The organism is Streptomyces spinoverrucosus (assembly GCF_015712165.1).
GTDB classification, from domain to species: Bacteria; Actinomycetota; Actinomycetes; order Streptomycetales; family Streptomycetaceae; genus Streptomyces; species Streptomyces spinoverrucosus_A.
In genome coordinates this window covers 2957846-2983504 of sequence record NZ_JADPZX010000001.1, presented here as the reverse complement: position 1 = coordinate 2983504, position 25659 = coordinate 2957846, and the positions used below count along the sequence as shown (strand labels likewise).

The window sequence follows — 25659 nt, the reverse complement described above, 5'->3', positions numbered from 1 at the left end:
GGCATGTGAGCTTTCACACGCAACTCGGAATTGCCTTGCGGTGGCGGGTTACGGCAGAGTCTCACTCCTGTCAGGCCCCGCATACGACACACCTGTACCCCAGCGGTACGGCACCACAGGAGCACCACAGCTAACTCCATAGCGTCGTCGTATGCCGCCCGAGCATCATGTGGCGCTCCCCTGCCGGGAGTTGCCCACCGGGCCCGTGCCTTCCGTGACCCGCAGTTGGGGAGGCCAGTGCCAGGGGCACGATTGCGTCCGCCAGGGTCACCGAAGCGGGCGATGCTGGAAGGAAACCGTGTGAGCCGGATTTCGGTCCGGGGATTCGCAGTGGCCTCGGCCACCGCGGTCACCGCTGTCGGAAGCGTCGTCGGCGTTGCCTCGGGCAGCACCGCGCAGCCCAATGACGCCGAGGCGGCGGCAACCGACCTGACGCTCCTCGCGGACATACCGGCGGGCCAGCAGGCCCAGGTGCAGACCGCGTCCCTGACGCAGCAGGCCGACGTACAGGCCATCGCCGCGGACGTGAGCGCCAAGAAGGAAGCCGAGGAGGCGGCGCGCAAGGCGGCCGCCGAGACCGCGATCGCGAAGAAGGAAGCCGCCGAGAAGGCGGCCCAGGAAGCCAAGGAGCGCGAGGAGGCGGAGGAGGCGGCCAGCCGTTCCGCCGTCCGGGACGCGTCCAGCTTCTCCGTCCAGAGCTCGTACTCCATCTCCGAGATCCAGTCGATGGCCGCGTCGATGGTGCCGGGCGACCAGTTCCAGTGCTTCAGCAACATCGTGGACCACGAGTCCGACTGGAACTACCGGGCGGTCAACCCCTCCTCCGGTGCCTACGGCCTCTTCCAGGCGCTGCCCGGCTCCAAGATGGTCTCCGCCGGCGCCGACTGGCAGACCAACCCCGCCACCCAGATCAAGTGGGGCCTCAACTACATGAACGAGCGCTACGGCAGCCCCTGCGGCGCCTGGTCGTTCTGGCAGGCCAACCACTGGTACTGAGCCCCGGCAGGGTAGGCGGGTAGCCTCCCGCTCAACTTTTCCGAGCCCCTCACCGTCCTTCGGTGAGGGGCTTCGGGCATGTGGAGTTCCGGCCCTGTACGGTCTGACGGGACGACTCCGGGGGAGTGGTGGGGACAGCTGGGGGAAAGGGACGGATCATGTCGCGAGTGCCAGGGTGGCTCGGTCGGGTCGGCGCCCGGCTGACCGAGATGGGGCAACGGTGGGAGCAGCGCCGCGCGGAGGCGGAGAGAGCGCATGCCGAGCCGGAGCCGGAGCCGGAGGAGTCGGCCAAGGCGGCGGGCACCTCCGAGTACGCGCCTGACGTCCCGGTCGTCACCCGTCCCGACCCGGCGCAGGCCGTGCCGTGGGGGATGCGGGTCGCGGCGGAGGCCGGGTGGCGGCTGCTGGTGCTGGCGGGCACGTTGTGGGTGCTGATGCGGGTCATCAGCGCCGTACAGCTGGTGGTGCTGGCCTTTGTGGCGTCGCTGCTCATGACGGCGGTGCTGCAGCCGACGGTGACGCGGCTGCGGCGGTACGGGGTGCCGCGGGGGCCGGCGACGGCGATGACCGCGATCCTCGGGTTCGTGGTGATGGGGCTGATCGGGTGGTTCGTGACCTGGCAGGTCATGGAGAACATCGACAACCTCTCCGACCAGGTGCAGGACGGCATCGACGAGCTGCGGCGGTGGCTGCTGGACAGTCCCTTCCACGTCACCGACAAGCAGATCAACGACATCGCCGAGAACCTGCGGGAGGCGGTCGGGGCGAACACCGACCAGATCACGACCGCGGGGCTGGAGGGCGTGACGGTCGTCGTCGAGACGCTGACCGGGATGCTGCTCGCGGTGTTCTCGACGCTGTTCCTGCTCTACGACGGCCGGCGGATCTGGGAGTGGACGCTGAAGCTGGTGCCGGCGGCGGCGCGGCCGGGAGTGGCGGGAGCCGGGCCCCGGGCCTGGCGGACGCTCACGGCGTATGTGCGCGGCACGGTGATAGTGGCTCTGATCGACGCGATCTTCATCGGCCTCGGCATCTACTTCCTGGATGTGCCGATGGCTGTGCCGCTGGCGGTGTTCATCTTCCTCGGGGCGTTCATCCCGTTGGTGGGTGCGGTGATCTCGGGCGCGCTGGCGGTGGTCGTGGCGCTCGTGACACAGGGCGTCTTCACGGCGGTGATGACGCTGGCGGTGGTGCTCGCCGTGCAGCAGATCGAGGGCCACATTCTGCAGCCGTTCATTCTGGGGCGGGCGGTGCGGGTGCATCCGCTGGCGGTGGTGCTGTCGGTGACGGCGGGCGGCATGGTGGCGGGGATCGGCGGCGCGGTGGTGGCGGTGCCGTTGGTGGCGGTCACGAACACGGTGGTCGGCTACCTGCGCGCGTACTCCCACGAACGAGCCGTACGCCACTCCCCACGCCCACGAGGCGCCACGGCGTCGTCCACCTCACCGACCCCGCCCCCACCCGAGGCGACCGACTGAGGGGGAGCCGCGTTGAGCGGCGACCCCGCCGCCAGTCCCCCCAACGCCGAGACCCCGCCCACCAGAAGGTGGACGGGGTCTCGCAGCGCGGACGCCTGGACTACTCGGTGAGAGCCGCCTCGGCGTCCAGGGTCACCGCGACCGCCTGGATGACGGAGGCGATCTTGAAGGACTCCTGGATGACCTCGCGGTCGACGCCGGCCTTGCGCAGGACCTGCTCGTGGGAGTCGAGGCACATGCCGCAGCCGTTGATGGCGGAGACGGCGAAGGACCACAGCTCGAAGTCCACCTTGTCCACGCCGGGGTTGCCGATGACGTTCATCCGCAGGCCCGCGCGCAGGGTGCCGTACTCGTGGTCGGACAGCAGGTGCCGCGTGCGGTAGAAGACGTTGTTCATCGCCATGATCGCCGCGGCGGACTTCGCCGCCGTGTACGCCTCCGGCGACAGGTTCGCCTTCGCCTCCGGCTCCAGCTCACGCAGGACGATCGGGGAGCGGGAGGCGATCGCCGTCGCCAGCACCGTGCCCCACAGCTGCTGGGCCGGCAGGTCGGAGTTGCCGATGACCGAACCCAGGTTGAGCTTCAGGTCCTTGGCGTAGTCCGGTATGCGGGACTTGAGGGTGTCGAGGGACATGCTTCGCTCACTCCCCGGCGAGCAGGGCGACCGGGTCCAGGGTGTCCTCGCCCTTGCTCCAGTTGCACGGGCACAGCTCGTCCGTCTGGAGCGCGTCGAGGACCCGCAGGACCTCCTTGGGGTTACGGCCGACCGAACCCGCGGTCACCATCGAGAACTGGATCTCGTTGTTCTGGTCGACGATGAAGACCGCACGCTTGGCGAAGCCGTCCTCGTCCTCGATGCCGAGGTCGCGCATCAGCTCGTGCTTGGAGTCGGCCATCATCGGGAACGGCAGGTCCCGCAGGTCGTCGTGGTCCTTGCGCCAGGCGTGGTGCACGAACTCGGAGTCACCGGAGAAGCCGAGGACCTGCGCGTCACGGTCGGCGAACTCGTCGTTCAGCTTGCCGAAGGCCGCGATCTCGGTCGGGCACACGAAGGTGAAGTCCTTGGGCCAAGCGAAGATCACCTTCCACTTGCCCTCGTAGGTCTTGTGGTTGATCTCCTCGAACTCCTTGCCCTTCTCCAGCGAGACGCAGGCAGTCAGTTCGAACTCGGGGAACTTGTCACCGACAGTGAGCACTAGCTCTCCTTGCAGCGCAGCGAAAAACACCCGCTTTTGGCGAGTGTTTCCCATGGGTTGGACGAGCCCGATCGTGGCACAACGCGCATTGATACGGGAAATAGCTACACTCGGTCGAGTTGATCGAAGGTAGCTATCAGTGACCGTTGGTAACCCCAGCAGGAGGCGTCAGCCCACCCTTGCCCAGCTGCGCGCCTTCGCCGCCGTCGCCGAACATCTGCACTTCCGCGACGCCGCCGCCGCGATCGGCATGAGCCAGCCCGCCCTCTCCGGTGCCGTCTCCGCGCTGGAGGAGGTCCTCGGCGTCACGCTCCTGGAGCGTACGACCCGCAAGGTGCTGCTCTCGCCCGCCGGCGAGCGGCTCGCCGTACGGGCCAAGGCGGTGCTGAGCGAGGTGGGGGCGCTGATGGAGGAGGCCGAGGCCGTGCGGGCGCCGTTCACGGGGGCGCTGCGGCTCGGCGTCATCCCGACCGTCGCGCCCTACCTCCTGCCGACCGTTCTGCGGCTCGTCCACGACCGGTATCCGCACCTCGACCTCCAAGTGCACGAGGAACAGACCGCCAACCTCCTCGACGGGCTCACCTCCGGGCGGCTGGATCTGCTGCTGCTCGCCGTGCCCCTGGGGGTCCAGGGCGTGAGCGAACTGCCGCTGTTCGACGAGGACTTCGTGCTCGTCACGCCCCTCGACCACTGGCTCGGCGGGCGCGAGGGCATTCCGCGCGAGGCGCTGAAGGAGCTCAACCTGCTGCTCCTGGACGAAGGGCACTGCCTGCGCGACCAGGCCCTCGACATCTGCCGGGAGGCCGGTCGCGAGGACGCGCCGGTCACCACCACGGCCGCCGGGCTGTCCACCCTCGTCCAGCTGGTCGCCGGCGGGCTGGGGTGCACGCTGCTGCCGCGCACCGCCGTCAAGGTGGAGACGAGCCGCAGCAATCAGCTGCTCACCGGCTACTTCTCCGACCCCGCGCCGACCCGCCGTATCGCACTGGCGATGCGGACGGGCGCGGCGCGCGGGGCGGAGTACGAGGAACTGGCGGCCGCACTGCGCGAGGCACTGCGGCCGCTCCCCGTACGGCTGCTGCGCCAGGACGCCTGACGGCGGCTACTCGGTGCGCAGGCCCTCCGGGCGCATCAGCCTCAGCAGCGGCGGCAGGCTGAGCAGGGTGACGAGGAGGACGACGCCCGCGCCGATGCCGATCATCGCCAGCAGGCTCGCCCAGTCGACGCTCACCCCCGTGGCCGTCATCTTCAGCAGCACCGCGCCCAGGGTGAGACCGACCACCGAGGCGAGGGCCAGACCGAGGACGATCGGGATCGTCGTCTGCCACAGCACCGACAGGCTCAGTGTGCGGCGCCGGGTGCCGAAGGCGACCAGGGCCGACAGCAGCCTCCTGCGTTCGCGCAGCTGTTCCAGCTGGGAGACGAGCAGGCTCGCGCCGATCAGGGCCAGGACGCAGGTGGCGCCGACGAACAGGCCGGTGCGGATGGAGTCGTAGCGCTCGGAGCGCAGGCTGGACACCCACAGCATGGGCCGGGCGAACGGGTCGATGGCCGCCGCCGTGTTGCGCACCCGGTCGCGTACGTCGGGTACGGACTCGTCGAGCCGCAGATAGATCTGGCCGCCGAGGCTCTTCATGGCAGCGGCAGGCAGCGCCTCCGGGGTGACGAGGAGGCCCCCGCGCTCGTTGCCGGTCATGTCCATGGCCGCCTCCGCCCGCTTCACGGCGGGCAGCGTCCAGGCGGTCTCCGCGCCCTTGGGTTCGCCCTCGTAGCCGGAGTCGAAGTAGAGCGTCCGGCCGGGCTTCGCCATGTCGGCGGTGTCGGTGTCGTACTCCGCTCCGGACACGGCGAACACGTCACCGTCCCGGCAGGACGGCAGCTTCGCCACCTCCCGCAGTGAGGCGCAGTCGCCGACCGTCACCAGGCTGGTGAATTCGGGATCCGTGCGCCGCTCGCCGACAAAGCCCTCCGAGTACGCGTACACCTTGCGCACGCCCTCGGTCTTCCCGAAGTCCGCCGCGGCCCGCGCCAGCGGCGTGCCCTCCGGTACGGACACCTGCATCTGGGCGCGGGTCTCGTCGTGGCCCGTCGCCGCGGTGAAGTCGTCGTCCACGCCGGCGAACAGCATCTGCAGCGCGATCGCGCCGGCCACCGCCACGGCGATGCCGTTGACCGTGCGGGCCGCCGCGCCGCTGCTCAACTGGAGTCGTCGGACGGCGAGTTGCCAGGCGAGCGGGCCCGCGCCGAGCCGGGCCACCGCCGTTTCCACGATCCACGGCAGCAGCGCGGTGACGCCGATCAGCAGCAGCATCACACCGCCGATGACCAGGTACTGGTTGAAGTCGCCGCCGTCATTGCCCTGGCCGATCATCGGGGCGAGCATCGCCAGTCCGGCCAGCGGCAGCAGCAGCCGCCACCAGAGCCTGCGGCGGCTCGGCTTGGCCGTGCGGACCACGCCGAGCGGCTCGATGACCACACCGCGCAGCGCGAAGAGGGTGACCAGGACGGCGGCCGCCGGGACCATGACCGCGACCAGTGCGGCCAGGGCGGGGGAGGGGTTGAGGTAGCTCGGGAAGACGCTGATCTCGAACACCTCCATCCGGCCGGCGATCTGGCGTCCGATCAGGAAGAAGCCGGTGCCGAAGAGCAGGCCCAGCACGGACCCGGCGAGCGCCTCGCCCGCCGCGACCCGGCGGGTCATCCCGCTGTCCGAGCCCACCAGCCGCAGCGCCGCGAGCCGCCGGTCACGTCCCTCGCCACCGAACCGTACGGCCGCCGCGACGAAGACGCCCACCGGCATCAGCAGCACCACGATGACGACCAGGACCAGCAGGATCAGTACCGGATCCCAGGGGTCGGAGGTGCCCGGGACCGGTTCCCCGAACCGTTCGAGGCGCGTGACCGGGCCGGATTCGAGCTTCGACGCGAGGCCCTCGCCGCCCCGGTAGAAGGCCAGCTCCCGGGGGCCGACCAGGCCGGGCTCGGCGATGGTGCCGGCGATCCGGTCCGGCAGCCGCTCGCGCAGCAGCTTCCCGTCCGGCGACTGAAGCAGCTCCTTCAGCGCGGGGGAGACGACCATCTCGCCCACCGCCGGGAACTCGTCGAGGCCCGGCGGCAGCGGCGCCTTCGGGCCCTCCGGCTCCAGCTCACGGCCGCGGATGTCCTTGTCGCGGTAGGTGGTGCCGACGTCGGCGACGAGCAGGGTGGCGTCCGTCCTCGGCGGTGTCGTCTCGCTGAACGTGAGGTCGGAGCGGGCCTGTCCGCGCTCGTCCCGGGCGGCCAGTGCGCTCGGGATCGCGGTGGTGAGCAGCAGCAGCGCCACCCCCAGTCCGACACCCACCGCCGTGAGCACCGCCCGCACCCAGCCACCCCGCCCGGTGAACGCGAACCCGGCGCCCATCGCCAGGTCCCGGGACCACTGACGGGCCCTCATACGACGCGCTCCATGTCCCGCGACCTGCCGTCCCGTACGACGATCTCGCGGTCGGAGTACGCGGCGACCCGTGCCTCGTGCGTGACCAGCACGACGGCCGCGTTGGTGGAGCGGGCCGCGTCCGTCAGCAGCTCCATCACGCGCTCACCGTTGAGGGAGTCCAGCGCGCCGGTCGGCTCGTCGGCGAACAGTACGCGCGGGCCGGTGACGAGGGCGCGGGCCACGGCGACGCGCTGGCCCTGACCGCCGGAGACCTCACCGGGGCGCTTCTTGCCGATGCCGTCGACCTCCAGGCGCTCCATCCAGGACAGGGCGGCGCGCTCGGCGGTCTTGCGGGAGGTGCCGTTGAGGCGCAGCGGCAGGGCCACGTTCTCCACGCAGGTGAGTTCGGGCACGAGCTGGCCGAACTGGAAGACGAACCCGAACTCCGAGCGCCTGAGCGCGCTGCGCTGGGCGTCGTTCATCGTCGCCATCTCCCGGCCGTCGTACCGGATCGAGCCCTCGTCGGGCGTGACGATCCCGGCGAGGCAGTGCAGCAGCGTGGACTTGCCGGAGCCGGAGGGGCCCATCACGGCGACGACCTCGCCGGGGTGGATGGAGAAGTCGGCGCCGTCCAGGGCGGTCGTGGGGCCGTACGTCTTGCGCAGGCCCTTGGCCGCGAGCAGGGAACCGGAGGGGGTCACTTCGCCACCACCTCCGCCAGCTTGTCGAGGCGCGCGGCGGTCAGTTCCAGCCAGCGCAGGTCGGCCTCCAGGTGGAACAGCGCGTGGTCGCAGATCAGCTGGTCGGCGAGATCGCCCTTGCGTTTGCGGTCGGTGAGGATCCGCATCATGCGCAGATGCTCCGAGCGCTGGGTGTCGAGGATGTCGGCGGCGTCGCGCCGGGTGAGCAGGGCGAGGACGACCTTGGTGTACAGGGTCGACTGGAGGTACGGCTCCGGCTTCTCCGGCGTGGCGAGCCACCGTTCCACGTCGGTGATGCCGGCGTCGGTGATCGCGTACCGCTTCCGCTCCGGCCCGCCGCCCGGCTCGATGCCGTCGACCTCGACGAGGCCGTTCTTCAGCAGACGGGACATCGTCGAGTAGACCTGGCCGTAGTGCAGCGGCCGGTCCTGACCGAACTTCTCGTCGAAGGCCCGCTTCAGGTCGTAGCCGTGGCGGGGGCCGGACTCCAGGAGCCCGAGAAGGGTGTGACCGATGGACATGCGGAGCACTCTACACACCGCGTATACGTCGTGTGTATACGCGCAGTGTGCAGATCGCGGAGGGCGGTACGTCGCCGCTGGTGGGGGGTGATTGTCACGGTTCTGCTACCGCTGCCGGGCCCCCGGAGCGGGCCTGTCACTGCGGCTCGGAGTCCCGGGGCGGCCGGCCCCGGCGGGGCAGCGGCCCGGCGTCGCCGGGCAGTCGGCCCGCGTCCTTGAGGGCCTTGCGGAGCAGGAACTCGATCTGCGCGTTGGCCGACCGCAGCTCGTCCGACGCCCAGCGGGCGAGCGACTCGTACACCGACGGGTCCAGCCGCAGCAGCACCTGCTTGCGCTGCTGCTGCGGCCGCCGCTTCGAGGAAGCCTCGGAAGGATCGGTCACTGGTAGAGGGACCCGGTGTTGACGACCGGCTGCGTGGCCCGGTCACCGCACAGCACCACCATCAGGTTGGACACCATCGCCGCCTTCCGCTCGGAGTCCAGCTCCACGATGTCCCGCTCGGTCAGCCGGGCCAGCGCCATCTCGACCATGCCGACCGCGCCGTCCACGATCTGCCGCCGGGCCGCGACGACCGCGCCGGCCTGCTGCCGCTGGAGCATCGCCGAGGCGATCTCGGGCGCGTAGGCGAGGTGCGTGAAGCGGGACTCGATGATCTGCACGCCGGCCGCCTCCACGCGCGCGTGCAGTTCGACGGCCAGCTTCTCGGTGATCTCCTCGGCGTTCTCCCGCAGCGACAGGCCGTCCTCCTCGTGGGAGTCGTACGGGTACTCGATGGCGATGTGCCGCACGGCCGCCTCGGTCTGCGTGGAGACGAACTCGATGTAGTCGTCGACCTCGAACGTGGCCTGCGCGGTGTCCTCGACCCGCCACACCACGACCGCGGCGAGCTCGATCGGGTTGCCGTAGGCGTCGTTGACCTTCAGCACCGCCGTCTCGTGGTTGCGGACACGGGTGGAGATCTTGGTGCGGGAGGTGAGCGGGTTCACCCAGCGCAGGCCGTCCTGCCGGATCGTGCCCCGGTAGCGGCCGAAGAGCTGGACGACCCGGGCCTCGCCCGGCGCCACCATGTTCAGCCCGCACATCGCGACGAAGGCGCCGATGGCGACCAGGATGCCGAGGACGATCAGCGCGGCCTTGGCGCCGGTCGCGGAGACGGTCGCGCCGGCGACGACCATGGCGATGCCGCCCAGGAGCCCGATCAGGCCCAGGAGCAGGGCGAGTCCGCCGCCGATGCTGTGCGCCTGGAACTCACGGACGCGTGGGGCGGGCATCTCCGGGACGTCGGTGACGGCCGGCGAGTCGTGCGTGGACATCTGGTCGTGCGTGGACATCGAGTCGTGCGTGGACATAAGGTCCCCCGTTCTCTAGCTCGGTTCTAGCTAAGTGATATCACTTTACCCTGCAGTAGCAACCCCAACCCCCTCTCGGACGTCGGTTCCGTAGGGAGGCGTGCTGATTGTCACGCCCGTAAAAGACCGAATGAGTCGGACTTTGTCATAGAGAGCGGTGTTAGCTTTCTGAGCTGACCTGAGCCACGAAACCGAAGTGACACCCGAGAGCGGAGCGGAGCGAACGGACTCATGGGACGAGCGGAAGACAGACGAGCGCGACAGCGCGGTGGCCACCGCGCGGCGCCCAGGGGCCGCCGTTCGTCGCGCGCAGTGAGCCCGTCGGGCCCCGCGGGCCCGACCGGTCCCGGCCGCCGCAGGGCCAGGCCCGGCAAGACCGGGAAGACCGGCATACGCAGGTTCTTCACCTGGAAGAAGATCCTCGGAACCTTCCTCGGCCTGTGCCTGCTCGGCATCGGCGGCTTCATCCTGCTGTACCTGCTCGTGCCGGTGCCCGAGGGCAACGCGGCGGCGACGCAGCAGAGCAACGTCTACAAGTACAGCGACGGCAAGGTCCTGGCCCGCGACGGCGAGGTCAACCGCGAACTCGTCGATCTGGCCAACGTGCCCAAAGGCGTCCAGCGGACCTTCGTGGCGGCCGAGAACAAGACCTTCTACCAGGACAACGGCGTCGACCTGAAGGGCACGGCGCGCGGTGTGTTCAACACGCTCAGCGGCAAGGGCGCGCAGGGCGGTTCGACGATCACCCAGCAGTACGTCAAGAACTACTACCTCAGCCAGGAACAGACGGTCACCCGCAAGCTCAAGGAGCTGGTGATCTCGCTGAAGGTGGACCGCCAGATGTCCAAGGACGACATACTCGCGGGCTACATCAACACCAGCTACTACGGCCGGGGCGCGTACGGCATCCAGGCCGCCGCGCAGGCCTACTACCGCGTCGACGCCGACGAACTCACCGTCGAGCAGGGCGCGTACCTCGCGGCGCTGCTCCAGGCGCCGAGCCAGTACGACTGGGCGGCCGCCTCGGAGACCGGCAAGAAGCTGGTGAAGTACCGCTGGAACTACGTCCTGGACAACATGGTCGAGGAGGGCTGGCTGAACGCCTCCGAGCGCCAGGACATGACGTTCCCGGTGCCGCAGGCGCCGCAGGGCGCACCCGGAATGGAGGGCCAGACCGGCTATCTGGTCGACGCGGCCAACGCGGAGCTGGCCCGGCAGCTGGTGGCCCAGGAGGCGGCGGAGAACCAGGAAGAGGCCCTCGCCTTGGTCAAGCGCGGTGGCTGGACCATGACGCTGAACATCGACAAGAAGAAGCAGGACGAGCTGGAGCAGGCCGCCAAGGACCAGCTCATCAGCAAGCTCGACCCGGAGAAGCGGAAGGTCGACGGGAACATCCAGCCCGGCGCCGTGTCCGTCGACCCGAAGACCGGCAAGGTCGTCGCGATGTACGGCGGCGAGGACTACGTCAAGCACTACCGGAACAACGCGACCCGCCGTGACTACCAGCCTGCCTCCACCTTCAAGCCGGTGATCCTGGCGGCCGCCCTGGAGGAGGCCGCCGAGACCCAGGACGGCGAGCCGATCACCGCGAACACGGTCTACGACGGTGACAGCAAGCACCAGGTCATGGACAACGGCAAGAAGGTCGGCTTCGCCCCGCCGAACGAGGACGACGTCGACTACGGCGACGTCACCGTGCAGACCGCGATGAACAAGTCCATCAACGCCGTCTTCGCGCAGATGGGCGTCGACGTCGGCATGGACAACGTGATGGAGGTCGCCGACCAGCTCGGCATGGACACCGAGGGCATGCAGGCGGTGCCGGCCCAGACGCTCGGCTCCATGGGCGCCAGCCCGCTGGAGATGGCCGGGATCTACGCCACCCTCGACAACCACGGCAAGAAGGTCACGCCGGCGATCCTGGCCTCGGCCGAGCACAAGGACACCGTGGTGGAGCTGCCGGACCCCGTCGGCGAGCAGGTCATCAGCCGTGAGGCCGCCGACACGGTCACCTCGGTGCTCACCGGCGTGGTCGACGACGGCACGGCCCGCAAGTCGGTGCGCGAAAACCCGGCCCGTCAGGGGCAGCAGGTGGCCGGCAAGACCGGCACCTCCGACTTCGGCAGGTCCGCCTGGTTCACCGGCTACACCCCGGACCTGGTGACCTCGGTCGGCCTGTTCGGCGAGGACGCCAAGACCGGCGGCCAGGTGAACATGGCGGGCGCCACCGGCACCCTCCCGGGCAAGGGCCGCGTCAACGGCGGCGGTTTCCCGGCGCAGATCTGGGCGGCGTACACCTTCGGCGTGATGGACGAGGTCACCGAGTTCGACCTGGACACCACTCAGGGCGCGGCGGTGAAGCCGTCGTACACCCCGACCACCCCGACCATCGAACCGACCACCGAGTCCCCCACGTCGGAGCCCCCGACCTCGGCACCCCCGACGTCCGAGTCCCCGACGAGGACGCCCACCCAAACCCCGAGCCAGACCCCCACTCAGACCCCGACCCAAACCCCGACAACGGAGCCCCCGACGTCGACCCCGACGGACGGCACAACCCCGGAGAACCCGTTGTTCCCCAACGACGACCAATAAGAGAGGGCGCCCGGCACTTGATGCCGGGCGCCCTCAACACCCTCAGGGACGCGGGGAACTGCGCGATCAGCCCCCACAACCCGCACTCGCCGTACGTCACAAGCCCCAACGGCGAACGCGCAGCCTCACCCCCGGTTCAGCTCAAACCACACCACTTTCCCGGTACTGAGCCGAGTAGCCCCCCACCGCCGAGCCAGCCGATTCACCAGATACAGCCCCCGCCCACCCTCATCGGTGGCCCGAGCCTGCCGCAACCGAGGCAACTGCGGCACATCGTCGCCGACCTCGCACCGCAGCACATCGGTCCGCAACAACCGCAACGTCACCGGCCGCGAGGCGTAACGCACGGCATTCGTCACCACCTCACTCACCAACAGCTCGACGGAGTCCGTCAGCTCCTCCAGCCCCCACCGGGCCAGCGCCCGCCGAGCCAGCCGCCGCGCCTTCCCCGGCGCCATCTCCTCCGGCTCCAGGAACCAGTACGCCACATCACTCGGCGCGATCCCGTCGAACCGCGCGGCGAGCAGCGCGATGTCGTCGTCCCGGTCACCCGGCCCGAGCATGTCCAGCACCTCGTCGCACAGCGCCTCCAGCGGCGGCGGATGATCCGGCCCCGTCAGCTGCGCGGTCGCGGCGAGCTTCTCCCGCAACTGCTCTATGCCGGTCCACACGTCCCGCAGCCGGGACTCGACCAGCCCGTCCGTGTACAGCAGCAGCGTCGCCCCGGCCGGCGCGTCCAGCTCCACGGCCTCGAAGTCGACACCGCCGACCCCGATCGGCGCGCCCGGCGGAACCCGTAGCACCTCGGCCCGCCCGCCCAGGTGCAGCAGCACCGGCGGCGGATGGCCCGCGTTGGCGATGGTGATCCGGTGCGACACCGGGTCGTACACGGCGTACAGGCAGGTCGCCATGCGGTCGGTGCCGAGCCGCTGCGCCTGTTCGTCGAGGTGGTGCAGCACCTCCTGCGGCGGCAGATCCAGACCCGCGAGCGTCTGCGCCGTCGTCCGCAGCTGGCCCATGATCGCGGCGGACGTCATGGAGTGCCCCATGACATCACCGACGACGAGCGCGACCCTGCTGCCCGGCAGCGGGATGGCGTCGTACCAGTCGCCGCCGACCCGTGCCGTCTCGGCCGCCGGAAGGTAGCGCGAGGCCAGCCGGACGCCCGTCGGCTGCGGCAGCGTCTCGGGCAGCATGGTGCGCTGCAACTCGTCGGCGATGTACGCCTCACGGCCGTACAGCACGGCCTTGTCGATGCCGAGCGCGCTGTGCGTGGCGAGCTGGGCGGCGACGAGCAGGTCGTCCGCCTCGAACGCCATGCGCTCCGGGCGGCGCAGGAAGACCGCGGCGCCGATGACGCGGCGGCGGCCCCGCAGCGGGGCGAGGATGGCCCGCTGGCCGGCGGGGATCACCGACTCGCCGTTCTCGCCGAGCAGTTCGGGCAGCGCGGCGCGGGCGGCGGGCGCGTCGGCGAACACGGGACGTACCCCGCGCAGTACCTCGGCGAGCGCGCCGCCGGGCCGTACCTCGCACAGTTCGGCGGTCAGCGTCGACAGCTCCGACGGCTCCGGCTGGAGCATCGGCTGGAAACCGCCCTCGGTGTCCCGCTCCTCCGGGATCCGGTCGGTGCGCCGCAGCCGCAGCACGACCGGGCCCGTGGGCCGCTCGTCGCCGACCGGCAGCGGATCGCGCAGGTAGACGAGGATCGCGTCGGAGAAGGTCGGCACCGTCGCCCGGCACAGCCCCATCACGATCTCGTCGAGGTCGATGCCGCGGGCGATCCGCCGGGTGGCCGCGCCCACGAAACGCAGCCGGTCGCCGTCCCGCCGCATCGGCGTGGGCCGGCCCGGCTGGGTCGCCTGGCCGGTACGCCGCTCCTGGCCGCCGGGGCCGGAACGCTCCGGGTCGGTGCCGGGCTGCGCCGGGATGACCTCCGGCACGGGGCGCGGGCGGTGGTTGTCGGGTTCGGCGGCGGCCGGCTGGGAGTGCTCGGGTCCGGTGCCCTCGCCGGGTGTCACGGACGGGCCCGGGGGCGTCTCGCCGGTGCTGCGGGCCTGTGCGGGTAAGGCGGCGGCGCCGGGCGTCAGCGGGGCCGCCGGGGTACGCAGGAGCGCCCCGCGGGGATCCGCGGGGTCGATGCCCGCCTGGGGGCGCTCGAAAGAGGTCGGCTGCTCCGTCACGCGTGTCGAATCCATCCGTCCGGGGCCGTGCGGGCCTTGCACCGCGCGTGCAGTTCGTCCCGCAGAAGTCCCGATACCCGGAATACGTGCCCCAGGAACGGAATTCCCGCGTGGTCAGAGGCTGTTCCTGCGCCACCGGCGGGCCGGCCGCGGCCCCCGGCGCCCGCGCCGAGAGGCCTGCCCGTCTCGGCGCAGGCTCTGCGGGTGTTGCCCTCGTACCCCTCGCTCACGTCCTGCCGCCCCTCGGTGACATCCGGTCAAGCACACTGTGCGCCCTGCGAGTTGCCGCCGCGCGCCCTTGCGGAGGACGATCCTACGTTTCCTGCCCGGGGGCGCAGCAAGGGTCTCATGAGGACACATGCGCAGGCATACGATCCCAGTCCTCCGGAAGGGAGGGTACGGTCCAGGACGGATCCGGCCGCCAGTGCTGCCAGCCGTCCGAGAACGGCGGCCCCCAGGCGCGGATCACCTCCACCGCGGACCGCCCCGCGTCCCGGACCCGCTCGGCCTGCGCGGCGTCCATCAGACCGTCCCGCTGGGCCTGCGCGAACTCGTCCTCGTCCCGCCAGTGCCAACTGCGGTCCGGCTCCACCGTGATGTCGAGAAAGTGATCCTCGGAGTCCACCCCGCCGCCCCAACGCACCAGCGGCTGCTCAAGATTGACGTACCAGTTCTTGAACTGCCAGCCCGGATCCCAGAACAGCCACACCGACCACGGCTCGCCGGGCCGGGCCAGCTTCAGCACGCCGGTGCCGAACCAGTGGTCGCGCTGTACGGTCCGCGGCTTGGTGTAGCGCGACTGGAGGGGCTCCAGGTGCACCGGCGTCCCGTCGGCCAGCACCGGCTTGACGCACTCCGTGCCCGGCGCCATCCACACGGCGAGCAGGTCGGCGTCGTCGCGCACGACGGTGACGGGGCGCGCGATGTGGAAGCGGTCGCCTGCGTTCTCCCGGTAGCGCCACAGGATGTGACTGCCGGGTGCCCAGAAGGCCGTAACTCCGCCCGCTTCCACGCGTTTCACCGCTCCGTCGTCCGCCATGCACAGATATTAGGTGTCACAGGCATACGACGCTGCGGCGCGCGTCACGGTTCACGCGCCGGTCACACGGTACGGCCGCCGGTCACGGACGCGTCATCCGCAGGACGTCGAGCGCCTCGTCGAGCTGCTCCACCGTCAGGTCGCCGCGCTCCACGTAGCCGCCCTCCAGCACGACCTGACGGATCGTCTTCCGTTCCGCCAGCGACTTCTTGGCCACCTTGGCGGCCTCCTCGTAGCCGATGTACTTGTTGAGCGGGGTCACCACGGACGGTGACGACTCGGCGTACTCGCGGGCCCGTTCGCGGTTGGCGGTGATGCCGTCGACGGTCCGGTCGGCGAGCAGTCGTGAGACGTTCGCCAGCAGCCGGATCGACTCCAGCACGTTCTTCGCGATGACCGGAAGCATCACGTTCAGCTCGAAGTTGCCGGAGGCGCCCGCGGTGGCGACGGTGGCGTCGTTTCCGACGACCTGCGCGCAGACCATGAGCACGGCCTCCGGGACGACCGGGTTGACCTTGCCGGGCATGATCGACGAACCGGGCTGCAGATCGGGCAGGTTGATCTCGGCCAGCCCGGTGCGCGGCCCGGACGCCATCCAGCGCAGGTCGTTGGCGATCTTCGTCAGCCCGACGGCGATGGTCCGCAGCTGCCCGCTGGTCTCGACGATCCCGTCCCGGGCGCCCTGCGCCTCGAAGTGGTCGCGGGCCTCGGTGAGTGGCAGGCCGGTCGCGCGGGCGACCTCCGCGATCACGGCCGCCGGGAAACCGGGCGGGGTGTTGATCCCCGTACCGACCGCCGTGCCGCCGAGCGGCAGTTCTGCGAGCCGGGGGAGGGAGGCCTGAAGCCGCTCGACGCCGTACCGCATCTGGGCGGCGTACCCGCCGAATTCCTGCCCCAGCGTCACGGGCGTGGCGTCCATCAGATGCGTCCGCCCCGACTTCACCACGTCGGCGAACTCCTCCGCCTTGCGCTCCAGGGAGCCGGCGAGGTGCTCCAGCGCCGGGATCAGGTCGCGCAGGACGGCGGCCGTGGCGGCGATGTGCACGGAGGAGGGGAAGACGTCGTTGGACGACTGGGACGCGTTGACGTGGTCGTTGGGGTGGACGTTCCGGCCGAGCCGTTCGCTCGCGAGGGTCGCGATCACCTCGTTGGTGTTCATGTTGGACGAGGTGCCGGAGCCCGTCTGGAACACGTCGACGGGGAAGTGCTCGTCCCACCGCCCCTCCGCGACCTCCAGCGCCGCCTCCTGGATGGCGTCGGCGATGTCCTTGTCGAGGACGCCGAGCTTGGCGTTGACGGTGGCGGCCGCGGCCTTGATGCGCGCGAGGGCCTCGATGTGGGCGCGCTCCAGCCGCTGCCCGGAGACGGGGAAGTTCTCCACGGCCCGCTGCGTCTGCGCCCGCCACTTGGCGTCGGCGGGAACCCTGACCTCACCCATGGAGTCGTGCTCGATGCGGTATTCGCTCATAGCGGGTACAGCGACGGAGGCGGCGGGGATGTTCCGCGGGGCTGCGCCGAACGGGGCCGGTCAGCGGAATTCAGCCCGTCCGGCGTTTGAGGACGAGGCCGTCCAGGCCGACGGGGGTCCAGGGGGCGAAGCCCCCAACCCGCCCCCGGCACACCGCTTACGCCAGCCCAGGCCCCCGTACCGGAATCGACGTGAACGTCGGCTGCGGGGCCGGGTCCTTGAAGAAGTCGTTGCCCTTGTCGTCGACCACGACGAACGCCGGGAAGTCCTCGACCTCGATCTTCCACACGGCCTCCATGCCGAGCTCCTCGTACTCGACGACCTCGACCTTCTTGATGCAGTCCTGGGCGAGGCGGGCGGCGGGGCCGCCGATGGAGCCGAGGTAGAAGCCGCCGTGCGCGGCGCACGCGTCGGTGACCTGCCCGCTGCGGTTGCCCTTGGCCAGCATCACCTTGGAGCCGCCCGCCGCCTGGAACTGCTCGACGTAGGAGTCCATGCGGCCGGCCGTGGTCGGGCCGAAGGAGCCGGAGGCGTAGCCCTCGGGGGTCTTCGCCGGACCCGCGTAGTACACCGGGTGGTCCTTCAGGTACTGCGGCATCTCCTCGCCCGCGTCCAGCCGCTCCTTGATCTTGGCGTGCGCGATGTCGCGGGCCACGACCAGCGGGCCGGTGAGCGAAAGCCGGGTCTTGACCGGGTACTTGGTCAGCTCGGAGAGGATGTCGTCCATCGGCTGGTTGAGGTCGATCCTGACGACGTCGGAGGACTCGTCGAGGTGCTCGTCCGTCGTCTCCGGCAGGAACCGCGCCGGGTCCGTCTCCAACTGTTCCAGGAACACGCCCTCGGCGGTGATCTTCGCGACCGCCTGCCGGTCGGCGGAGCAGGACACGGCGATGGCCACCGGGCAGGACGCACCGTGGCGCGGCAGCCGCACCACCCGTACGTCATGGCAGAAGTACTTGCCGCCGAACTGCGCCCCGATACCGATCTTCTGCGTCAGCTCGAAGACCTTCTCCTCCAGTTCCTTGTCCCGGAACCCGTGCCCGAGCGGCGAGCCCTCGGCCGGAATCTCGTCCAGGTAGTGCGCGGAGGCGTACTTCGCGGTCTTCAGCGCGTACTCGGCGCTCGTACCGCCGACCACGATGGCCAGGTGGTACGGCGGGCAGGCGGCCGTACCCAGCGAACGGATCTTCTCCTCCAGGAACTTCATCATGGAGGCCTCGTTCAGGACGGCCTTGGTCTCCTGGTACAGGAACGACTTGTTGGCGCTGCCGCCGCCCTTGGCCATGAACAGGAACTTGTAGGCGCCGCCGTCCGCCGCGTACAGCTCGATCTGCGCGGGGAGGTTGGAGCCGGTGTTCTTCTCCTCCCACATGGTGAGCGGGGCCATCTGGGAGTAGCGGAGGTTCAGCTTGGTGTACGCGTCGTAGATGCCCTTGGACAGCGCCTTCTCGTCCTCGCCCGCGGTGAGGACGTTCTGGCCGCGCTTGCCCATGACGATCGCCGTGCCGGTGTCCTGGCACATGGGCAGCACACCCGCCGCCGCGATGTTGGCGTTCTTCAGCAGGTCCAGGGCGACGAACTTGTCGTTGCCCGACGCCTCCGGGTCGTCGATGATCCGGCGCAGCTGGGCCAGGTGGGCCGGGCGCAGGTAGTGCTGGATGTCGTGGATGGCCTCCTCGGCGAGCTTGCGCAGCGCCTCCGGCTCGACCTTGAGGAACGTCCGCCCGTCGGCCTCGAAGGTGGAGACACCCTCGGAGGTCACCAGCCGGTACGGGGTGGTGTCCTCCCCCATGGGGAGCAGATCGGTGTACTCGAACTCAGGCATCTCGCCCATTCCTCACTCACGGCATTCAGCGGCTGGCCTCCGTTGGCAAGCGTCCCCCAGCGTAGGACGTGCCACTGGCGGGGAGCTTGTGAGGTAAGGCTCAGTTCGCGGCTCCCTGGGGTGTCGCGATCTATCGTGTTTGGGTACGCTGCTGTCGTGGACCTTCAGAAGCAGACCGCGCCCGCCTCCGAGCTCCGCGCCTCCGACGCCGACCGCGACCGCTTCGCGGACGTTCTGCGCGACGCCCTCGCCGAAGGCCGTCTCACCGCCGAGGAGCACGCCGAGCGAGTGGAGGGCGTCTACCGCGCCAAGACGGTCGGCGAACTCGAGCCGTATGTGCGCGACCTGCCCGGCGCGCACCAGGCCCGCGCGACGCCCGCGTACACCTCCGCGCCCCACCGCCCGACAGCCGGTGCGATACCGGCGGACCCGGACGAGAACCTGGTCGCGGTGTTCAGCGCCTCGGTGCGCAAGGGGCGCTGGCGCGCGGGCCGCCGTATCCACGCGTACTCGATCTTCGGCAGCGTCGAGATCGACCTCAGCGAGGCGATCTTCGAGTACCAGCAGGTCATGATCAAGGCCTGGTCCGTCTTCGGAAACGTCGAGGTCCGCGTGCCGGAGAACGTCTCGCTGCGCGGCACGGGCGGTGGCATCCTCGGCAACTTCGAGGTGGACACGCTGGACGCGGCCGACCCCGACGCGCCCGTCGTCTTCGTCGACGGCTGGGCCGTCCTCGGCAACATCGAGGCGCGGCCGAAGCGCGGAAAGCTCGTGGCGGACATTCTCGATCGGGTGCAGCGCAAGGTCGACAAGGGTTTGCGTAAACACCTGGACCGTTGACGGTTGTGAAGTCGACCTGATCCGAAGGGATCCGGTCACCGTCCGGCCCGTCCCGGGCGGCGCGTCCGTACCCCCGGATTCCAGCGGTTGGGGACTCCCTGCATAGGCGCGCGTACAGCGGGTAGACCTTGCTGCATCGTCTCTCGCTCGCGAAGCCGTCGTCAGGAGTAGACCGTGCTGCAACCGCCGCATTCGTCCCTGCAGGTAGCTGGCGTTCCGGCCCAGCGGGTGCCAGCGCGAGACAGGGACCAAGACGCCCCTTGGCACACGGAGGCCGTGTGCCGGCGCGACGAGGCCGGCCTGTTCTTCGCACCCTCCAAGGAACCCACCGCCGCCCGGCTCTCCCGTGAGGAGGCGGCGAAGCGCGTCTGCGCCCGCTGCCCCGTCATGGTCGAGTGCCGCGAACACGCCCTCCTCCAGCCCGAACCGTACGGCGTCTGGGGCGGCCTCACCGCCGCCGAACGCCGAGTAGTCCTGGCGAGGCGCCGCCGCCGCGAACTGGAAGTGAAGAAGGCATCCCGAGCAAACCGCATAGCGGCCGCCGGCTGACGCCGGACACGCAAAGGCGCCCCCTCCGCACAGGGGGCGCCTTTGTGATGCGGGGAAGGGTAGCGCCGTCAGGGGCGCGGGGAACTGCGCGATCAACCAAACACGACCCGCAGCCGCCAACGATCAGCAGCCCCCCGTTGATCAGGCGCTACTTCGCCCGATCAAAATCAATCGCGCTGTACGCCCGCAGCTTGCTCAACCGATGCTCGGAGTCGATCCTCCGCACGGTCCCCGACTTGGACCGCATCACAATCGAGTCCGTCGTAGCGGTCTCCGACCGATACCGAACCCCCCGCAGCAACTCCCCGTCCGTGATCCCGGTCGCCACGAAGAACACGTTCTCCCCGGTCACCAGGTCCTCGGTCGTCAGCACCCGATCCAGATCGTGCCCGGCATCAAGGGCCCGCTGCCGCTCCTCCGCGTCCTTGGGCCACAGCTTGCCCTGAATCGTCCCCCCGAGGCACTTCACGGCACAGGCCGAGATGATCCCCTCCGGCGTCCCACCGATGCCCAGCAGGAGGTCGATACCCGTGCCCTCACGCAGCGCCAGGATCGACCCCGCCACATCCCCGTCGGAGATCAGCTTGATGCGCGCGCCGGTCTCCCGGACCTCCTGGATCAGCCCCTCGTGCCGAGGCCGGTCGAGGATGACGACGGTCACATCCTCCGGCGTGGCCCGCTTGGCCTTGGCGACCCGCCGGATGTTCACCGACACCGGCGCGTCGATGTCGACGAAGTCCGCCGCCTCGGGCCCGGTGACCAGCTTGTCCATGTAGAACACGGCCGACGGGTCGAACATCGACCCCCGCTCCGCCGCCGCCAGCACCGCGATCGCGTTCGGCATGCCCTTCGCGGTGAGGGTCGTACCGTCGATCGGGTCGACGGCGATGTCGCACTCGGGCCCGGTCCCGTCGCCGACCCGCTCCCCGTTGAAGAGCATCGGCGCCTCGTCCTTCTCGCCCTCCCCGATGACGACGACGCCGTTCATGGAGACGGTGGAGACGAGGGCGCGCATGGCGCGCACCGCGGCACCGTCGGCGCCGTTCTTGTCACCGCGCCCCACCCAGCGGCCCGCGGCCATCGCCGCGGCCTCGGTCACCCGGACCAGTTCCAGGGCGAGGTTGCGGTCGGGGGCCTCGGAGGGGACATCGAGTTCGGACGGCAGATGATGCTCGGTCATCGGAACGCACCTTTCTGATACGACGACGGCCGGATGAGGGTTTCGGCGACGACTCTATCGTCAGATCGACAGAATGAGCAGAGCCCCCCACGGATGAGCAGCGGGGGCACCTGCGACGATAGGGCGCGTGGCAGGTACGAACGGCAAGCAGAAGACGGTCCGGGACATGGTTCTCTCCCTGGGCCTGATCGTGCTGGCGGGATTGGTCATGTACCTCTTCATCCCGCACGACGACGACAGGGAACCCGACCTCCCCCGGGTCGACTACCGGATCGAACTGCTCACGGCCCGCCGTGCCGCCGCCTACCCGGTGGCCGCGCCGGAGGGCCTGCCGCAGACCTGGAAGGCGACGTCGGTCCGCTTCAACGGCCAGGAGCACGACACCTGGCACCTGGGCTTCCATGCCCCCGACGGCGAGTACGTCACCGTGAAGCAGTCCATGGACAAGCGGATCCCGTTCATCGAGGACGCGACCCAGGGTGCGGAGGAGACGGAGGTCACCGAGGAGATCGGCGGCCGTACGTGGATCCGCTGGACCGGCGGCCGGTACGACGCGCTCGTCCTCGCGGAGGACGACGACGCCAAGGGCGCGACCACGGTGGTGGCCGGCACGGGCTCGTTCGAGCAGCTGGCCACGATGGCGAAGGCGCTGAAGACGTCGTGACAACGTGAAAAAAGAGGCCCCCGGTCGATGCCGGGGGCCTCTTCTTGCGTGCCGGTCGGTCACACGGTCGTGACGACGTCCTCGTACGCCAGTCGCGGCGAGCGCGGGAACCACGCGTCCGGGCCCGGACGGCCGATGTTCACGACCATCAGCGGGGTGTGGTCGTCGTCCAGGAACTCCTTGCGCAGGCCCTCGAAGTCGCAGCCGGTCATGGGGCCGGCGGCCAGCCCGGCGGCGCGGACGCCGATGATGAAGTACGCGGCCTGGAGGGCGGCGTTCAGCGCGGCGTTGTTCTCACGCACGGCGCGGTCGCCGAAGAAGGCGTCCTTGGCCTGCGGGAAGTGCGGGAAGAGCCGCGGCAGCTCCTCGTGGAACTCGTTGTCCGCGGAGAGGATCGCGACCAGCGGGGCGGCGGCCGTCTTGGCCTGGTTGCCCTCGGCCAGGTGCTGGACCAGGCGCTCACGGGCCTCGGGGGATCGGACCAGCGTGACGCGCAGCGGCGACTGGTTCATGGAGGTCGGCCCGTACTTGACCAGGTCGTAGATCGCCTGCACCTGCTCGTCGGTGACGGGCTCGTCGGTGAAGGTGTTCGCGGTGCGGGCCTCGCGGAACAGCAGGTCCTGGGCGGCGGGGTCGAGAGCGAGAGACATACGTGAACCTTCTCGGATGGTGCTGATACGGACCGTGGTCCGCTTGACGAGGTCGACGGTACGCCAAACAAGTTGAGGCTTCAACAAAAGGCGGAGTGTGGTGTTCCGCGTCACACTCTGCCAGGCACTACGAGTCGCCCTCGCCGTCCTCCTGCTCGGCCTCGGCCTCCTCGGCGAGCGCCGCGTCCAGCCGGGCCCGCGCGCCCTCCAGCCACCGCCGGCACACCTTGGCCAGCTCCTCGCCGCGCTCCCACAGCGCGAGGGACTCCTCAAGCGTCGTACCGCCCGCCTCCAGCCGCCGTACGACCTCGATCAGCTCGTCCCGCGCCTGCTCGTAGCCCAGCGCCTCATCCACCCTGCTGCTCATCCGCCCACCCTAGACATCCACTCGTACCGAGAACTCACCCTCGGCCACCCGCGCCCGCAGCCGCTCCTCGCCTGTCACCTCGTCCGGCGTGCGGACCACGTGGCCGTCGGCCTTCTGCAGCACCGCGTACCCCCGCTTCAGGGTCGCCGCCGGTGAGAGGGCCACCACGCGCGCGTGCGTGTGCGTCAGCTCCGACTCGGCGCGGTCGAGGTGGTGTCCCAGACACCGCCGCCCGCGCTCCGTCAGGGCCGCCACCTGGTCGGCCCGCTCGTCGATCATCCGGTGCGGGTCCTCTATCGAGGGCCGCGCCAGCGCGTGCGCCAGCCCGCGCTCCTCCCGCTCCAGGAAAGCCGCCATGCACCGCCGCGCCCGGTCCCGCAGCTGCCGCACCCGCTCGAACTCCTCGCCCACGTCCGGTACGACCTTCTTCGCGGCGTCGGTGGGCGTGGAGGCCCGCAGGTCGGCGACGTGGTCCAGGAGCGGGTTGTCCGGCTCGTGCCCGATGGCCGACACGACCGGCGTACGGCAGGCGGCGACCGCGCGGACGAGCTGCTCGTCGGAGAAGGGCAGGAGGTCCTCCACGCTCCCGCCGCCGCGCGCGACGATGATCACATCGACGTCGTCGATCTCGTCGAGCTCCTTCACCGCCTGCACGACCTGCGGCACGGCGTGCACGCCCTGCACGGCGACGTTGCGCACCTCGAAGCGCACGGCCGGCCAGCGGTGCCGGGCGTTCTCCAGCACGTCGCGCTCCGCGGCCGAGGCCCGCCCGCACACCAACCCGATCAGCTGCGGCAGAAACGGCAGCGGCCGCTTCCGCTCCGGCGCGAACAGCCCTTCGCCCGCCAGCTTCTTCTTCAGCTGCTCCAGCCGCGCCAGCAGCTCCCCGACCCCCACGGGCTTTATCTCGGCGGCCCTGAGCGACAGCTGCCCCCGCGGCGCGTACCACTCCGGCTTCGCCAGGACGACGACCCGCGCGCCCTCGCTCACCACATCGGCGACCGCGTCGAACACCTGCCGGTAGCAGGTGACGCTCACCGAGATGTCGTACGACGGGTCCCGCAGCGTCAGGAACACCACGCCCGCGCCCGGCCGGCGCGACAACTGCGTGATCTGCCCCTCGACCCAGACCGCCCCGAGCCGGTCGATCCACCCCCCGATGAGCCGCGACACCTCACCGACGGGCAGGGGGGATTCCGGGGACGTGTTGACTGCCATGCCGCGAGCGTAATGGGCGGCACCGACATCGCGGCCCGTCCTCACCCGCCGGCCCGGCTCTGCCCGCGAGCCTGCGCCACCAGCACCACCACACCGACCAGCAGCCACACCGCCCCCACCACCTGCGCACTCCGCGACGCCCCCACGATCACCGCGATCGTGATCACCGCCCCCAGTACCGGCACCAGCACATGCCGCCACCAGCTCACCGCGCCACCCTGACGCCGTACCGCGAACCACCCCACCACGCTCGCGTGCAGCAGGGTGAACGCCGTCAGGGCACCGATGTCGACCACCGACACCAGGTGGTCCACGCCGTCGTCGCGCCGGGCCGCCCACACCGCCGCCACCGTCGTGATCAACGCCGCGCACAGCAGCGCCACCCGCGGCACCCCGGAGTCCGTCCGCGACAGCGCCCGAGGCAGCCGCCGGTCCCGTCCCATCGCGAACAGCAGCCGCCCGGCCGCCGCCTGTCCGGCCAGCGCCGCGAACGCCGCGCCGAGCGACTTGCTCGCGGCCACCAGATCGTGCAGCCACGCCCCGACGGACGCGTCCACGGCGTCGTAGAAGGCCGAGCCCTGCCTGGCGGGCTCGGCGGCCAGCTGCGCGGACGACGCCGGCGCCAGCAGCGCCACCAGGTACGTCTGCGCGACGAACAGCACCCCGGCGAGACCGAGGCAGAACAACACCGCCCGCGCCACCTGCCGCGACCCTCCCGTGATCTCCTCCGCGAACGTGGCGATCGCGTCGAATCCGAGATACGACAGCACGGCGATCGACACGGCCCCGATCACCGCCGACACCGCGAACGCCCCCTGCGTGCCGTCCCCCGACAACGGCGACAGCCACCCCCGCTCCGCCCCCACGCGCGCGAGGACGACGATCGCCGACACGACGAAGACCAGCAGGACCACGATCTCCAGGGCGAGAACGACGAAACCGACCCGGGCCGCGGCTCGTACGCCCCACAGGTTCAGCAGCGTCGTCACGACCACCGCCAGCACGGTCCACACCCAGCGCGAGACCTCCGGAACCAGCGCCTCCATCGCGATGCCGGAGAACAGATAGGCGACCGCCGGGATCAGCAGGTAGTCCAGCATCGCCATCCAGCCGGCGATGAAACCGGCCTCCTTGCCGAGCGCCACGCGCGCGTAGGCGAACACCGAGCCCGCCTGGGGAACCACCCGCACCATCTGGGCGTAGCTGAATGCGGTGAACGCCATCGCCACCGTGGCGACGACGTACACCAGGGCGACCGCCCCGTGCGACCTGGCGTCCAGGGTGCCGAACACGCCGACCGGGGCCATGGGGGCGATGAACAGCAACCCGTAGACGACCAAGTCCCGAAAGCCCAGGGTGCGCAGCAGCCGGTGATGCTCGTCCGCCCTGGGCGACGCCGTGCCGGTTTCGGACATCAGCTGCCTCCG

General features: G+C 70.4%; 23 protein-coding genes. 7 read left to right on the top strand and 16 right to left on the bottom strand.

The genetic code is table 11. The features are described from left to right. Positions 1 to 300 precede the first annotated feature (300 nt). Together I2W78_RS13325 and I2W78_RS13320 are read left to right on the top strand one after the other, a co-directional pair. A complete protein-coding gene (locus I2W78_RS13325; RefSeq protein WP_196459784.1) occupies positions 301 to 996 on the top strand; it encodes a transglycosylase SLT domain-containing protein in 696 nt (231 codons plus the stop codon). A 158-nt stretch (positions 997 to 1154) separates the two neighbouring features. Further along, positions 1155 to 2474, top strand: a complete 1320-nt coding sequence (locus I2W78_RS13320; protein ID WP_196459782.1) for an AI-2E family transporter — start codon at positions 1155 to 1157, stop codon at positions 2472 to 2474. A 100-nt stretch (positions 2475 to 2574) separates the two neighbouring features. On the opposite strand, the gene I2W78_RS13315 is transcribed toward I2W78_RS13320, so the two are convergent. Beyond that, positions 2575 to 3108 carry an alkyl hydroperoxide reductase gene (locus tag I2W78_RS13315; protein WP_196459780.1) on the bottom strand — a complete coding sequence of 178 codons (534 nt, stop codon included), beginning with the start codon at positions 3106 to 3108 and terminating at the stop codon, positions 2575 to 2577. Positions 3109 to 3115: 7 nt separating this feature from the next. Further along, entirely contained in the window at positions 3116 to 3670 is a 555-nt protein-coding gene (locus I2W78_RS13310; RefSeq protein WP_196459778.1) for a peroxiredoxin, read from the bottom strand. A 139-nt stretch (positions 3671 to 3809) separates the two neighbouring features. Between I2W78_RS13310 and I2W78_RS13305 the strand changes: the two genes are divergently transcribed. Beyond that, complete coding sequence (locus I2W78_RS13305; protein WP_196459776.1) at positions 3810 to 4766, top strand: LysR substrate-binding domain-containing protein; 957 nt, start codon at positions 3810 to 3812, stop codon at positions 4764 to 4766. A 6-nt stretch (positions 4767 to 4772) separates the two neighbouring features. Here the strand turns inward: I2W78_RS13305 and I2W78_RS13300 are convergent, their stop codons facing one another. The 5 genes from I2W78_RS13300 to I2W78_RS13280 all read right to left on the bottom strand — a co-directional run bounded on the left by I2W78_RS13300 (position 4773) and on the right by I2W78_RS13280 (position 9621). Then, positions 4773 to 7103 (bottom strand): ABC transporter permease, encoded by a 2331-nt coding sequence (locus tag I2W78_RS13300; protein WP_196459774.1) that lies wholly within the window; start codon positions 7101 to 7103, stop codon positions 4773 to 4775. Beyond that, positions 7100 to 7786 (bottom strand): ABC transporter ATP-binding protein, encoded by a 687-nt coding sequence (locus I2W78_RS13295; protein ID WP_196459773.1) that lies wholly within the window; start codon positions 7784 to 7786, stop codon positions 7100 to 7102. Before I2W78_RS13295 ends, I2W78_RS13300 begins: the two co-directional genes overlap by 4 nt. Continuing rightward, the gene (locus tag I2W78_RS13290; RefSeq protein ID WP_141310442.1) at positions 7783 to 8307 is read right to left on the bottom strand and encodes a PadR family transcriptional regulator; all 525 of its coding nucleotides are present in this window, start codon (positions 8305 to 8307) and stop codon (positions 7783 to 7785) included. Before I2W78_RS13290 ends, I2W78_RS13295 begins: the two co-directional genes overlap by 4 nt. Before the next feature lie 136 nt (positions 8308 to 8443). Further along, complete coding sequence (locus I2W78_RS13285; protein ID WP_196459771.1) at positions 8444 to 8689, bottom strand: hypothetical protein; 246 nt, start codon at positions 8687 to 8689, stop codon at positions 8444 to 8446. Next, positions 8686 to 9621, bottom strand: a complete 936-nt coding sequence (locus I2W78_RS13280) for an SPFH domain-containing protein (RefSeq protein WP_196464537.1) — start codon at positions 9619 to 9621, stop codon at positions 8686 to 8688. The genes I2W78_RS13285 and I2W78_RS13280 overlap by 4 nt, the downstream gene beginning before the upstream one ends. A 267-nt stretch (positions 9622 to 9888) precedes the next feature. Here I2W78_RS13280 and I2W78_RS13275 point away from each other — a divergent pair, with 267 nt between their 5' ends. After that, positions 9889 to 12252 (top strand): transglycosylase domain-containing protein, encoded by a 2364-nt coding sequence (locus tag I2W78_RS13275; protein WP_196459769.1) that lies wholly within the window; start codon positions 9889 to 9891, stop codon positions 12250 to 12252. A 125-nt stretch (positions 12253 to 12377) separates the two neighbouring features. Here I2W78_RS13275 and I2W78_RS13270 read toward each other — a convergent pair whose 3' ends face one another. The 4 genes from I2W78_RS13270 to I2W78_RS13255 all read right to left on the bottom strand — a co-directional run bounded on the left by I2W78_RS13270 (position 12378) and on the right by I2W78_RS13255 (position 18764). Continuing rightward, positions 12378 to 14447 (bottom strand): ATP-binding SpoIIE family protein phosphatase, encoded by a 2070-nt coding sequence (locus I2W78_RS13270; protein WP_196459768.1) that lies wholly within the window; start codon positions 14445 to 14447, stop codon positions 12378 to 12380. Between the two features lie 331 nt (positions 14448 to 14778). After that, complete coding sequence (gene fomD / locus I2W78_RS13265) at positions 14779 to 15471, bottom strand: cytidylyl-2-hydroxypropylphosphonate hydrolase (protein WP_196459766.1); 693 nt, start codon at positions 15469 to 15471, stop codon at positions 14779 to 14781. A gap of 82 nt (positions 15472 to 15553) precedes the next feature. Further along, positions 15554 to 16939, bottom strand: a complete 1386-nt coding sequence (locus tag I2W78_RS13260; protein ID WP_196459764.1) for a class II fumarate hydratase — start codon at positions 16937 to 16939, stop codon at positions 15554 to 15556. Positions 16940 to 17096: 157 nt separating this feature from the next. Next, positions 17097 to 18764 (bottom strand): fumarate hydratase, encoded by a 1668-nt coding sequence (locus tag I2W78_RS13255; RefSeq protein WP_196459762.1) that lies wholly within the window; start codon positions 18762 to 18764, stop codon positions 17097 to 17099. Positions 18765 to 18920: 156 nt separating this feature from the next. On the opposite strand from I2W78_RS13255, the gene I2W78_RS13250 reads away from it, so the two are divergent. After that, entirely contained in the window at positions 18921 to 19604 is a 684-nt protein-coding gene (locus I2W78_RS13250) for a DUF1707 SHOCT-like domain-containing protein (protein WP_196459760.1), read from the top strand. Positions 19605 to 19778: 174 nt separating this feature from the next. Further along, the gene (locus I2W78_RS13245; RefSeq protein ID WP_196459759.1) at positions 19779 to 20153 is read left to right on the top strand and encodes a WhiB family transcriptional regulator; all 375 of its coding nucleotides are present in this window, start codon (positions 19779 to 19781) and stop codon (positions 20151 to 20153) included. 148 nt (positions 20154 to 20301) lie between these two features. On the opposite strand, the gene glpX is transcribed toward I2W78_RS13245, so the two are convergent. Beyond that, positions 20302 to 21333, bottom strand: coding sequence for a class II fructose-bisphosphatase (gene glpX, locus I2W78_RS13240; RefSeq protein ID WP_196459758.1), 1032 nt, complete (start codon positions 21331 to 21333; stop codon positions 20302 to 20304). A gap of 127 nt (positions 21334 to 21460) precedes the next feature. Here glpX and I2W78_RS13235 point away from each other — a divergent pair, with 127 nt between their 5' ends. Next, the gene (locus tag I2W78_RS13235; protein ID WP_196459757.1) at positions 21461 to 21997 is read left to right on the top strand and encodes a DUF4245 domain-containing protein; all 537 of its coding nucleotides are present in this window, start codon (positions 21461 to 21463) and stop codon (positions 21995 to 21997) included. A 59-nt stretch (positions 21998 to 22056) separates the two neighbouring features. On the opposite strand, the gene I2W78_RS13230 is transcribed toward I2W78_RS13235, so the two are convergent. The 4 genes from I2W78_RS13230 to I2W78_RS13215 all read right to left on the bottom strand — a co-directional run bounded on the left by I2W78_RS13230 (position 22057) and on the right by I2W78_RS13215 (position 25647). Then, positions 22057 to 22647 carry a malonic semialdehyde reductase gene (locus I2W78_RS13230; protein ID WP_196459756.1) on the bottom strand — a complete coding sequence of 197 codons (591 nt, stop codon included), beginning with the start codon at positions 22645 to 22647 and terminating at the stop codon, positions 22057 to 22059. A gap of 127 nt (positions 22648 to 22774) precedes the next feature. After that, the gene (locus tag I2W78_RS13225; protein WP_196459755.1) at positions 22775 to 23014 is read right to left on the bottom strand and encodes an exodeoxyribonuclease VII small subunit; all 240 of its coding nucleotides are present in this window, start codon (positions 23012 to 23014) and stop codon (positions 22775 to 22777) included. Positions 23015 to 23023: 9 nt separating this feature from the next. Continuing rightward, entirely contained in the window at positions 23024 to 24232 is a 1209-nt protein-coding gene (gene xseA, locus I2W78_RS13220; RefSeq protein ID WP_196459754.1) for an exodeoxyribonuclease VII large subunit, read from the bottom strand. Between the two features lie 41 nt (positions 24233 to 24273). After that, positions 24274 to 25647 (bottom strand): APC family permease, encoded by a 1374-nt coding sequence (locus tag I2W78_RS13215; RefSeq protein WP_196459752.1) that lies wholly within the window; start codon positions 25645 to 25647, stop codon positions 24274 to 24276. Positions 25648 to 25659: the final 12 nt, after the last annotated feature.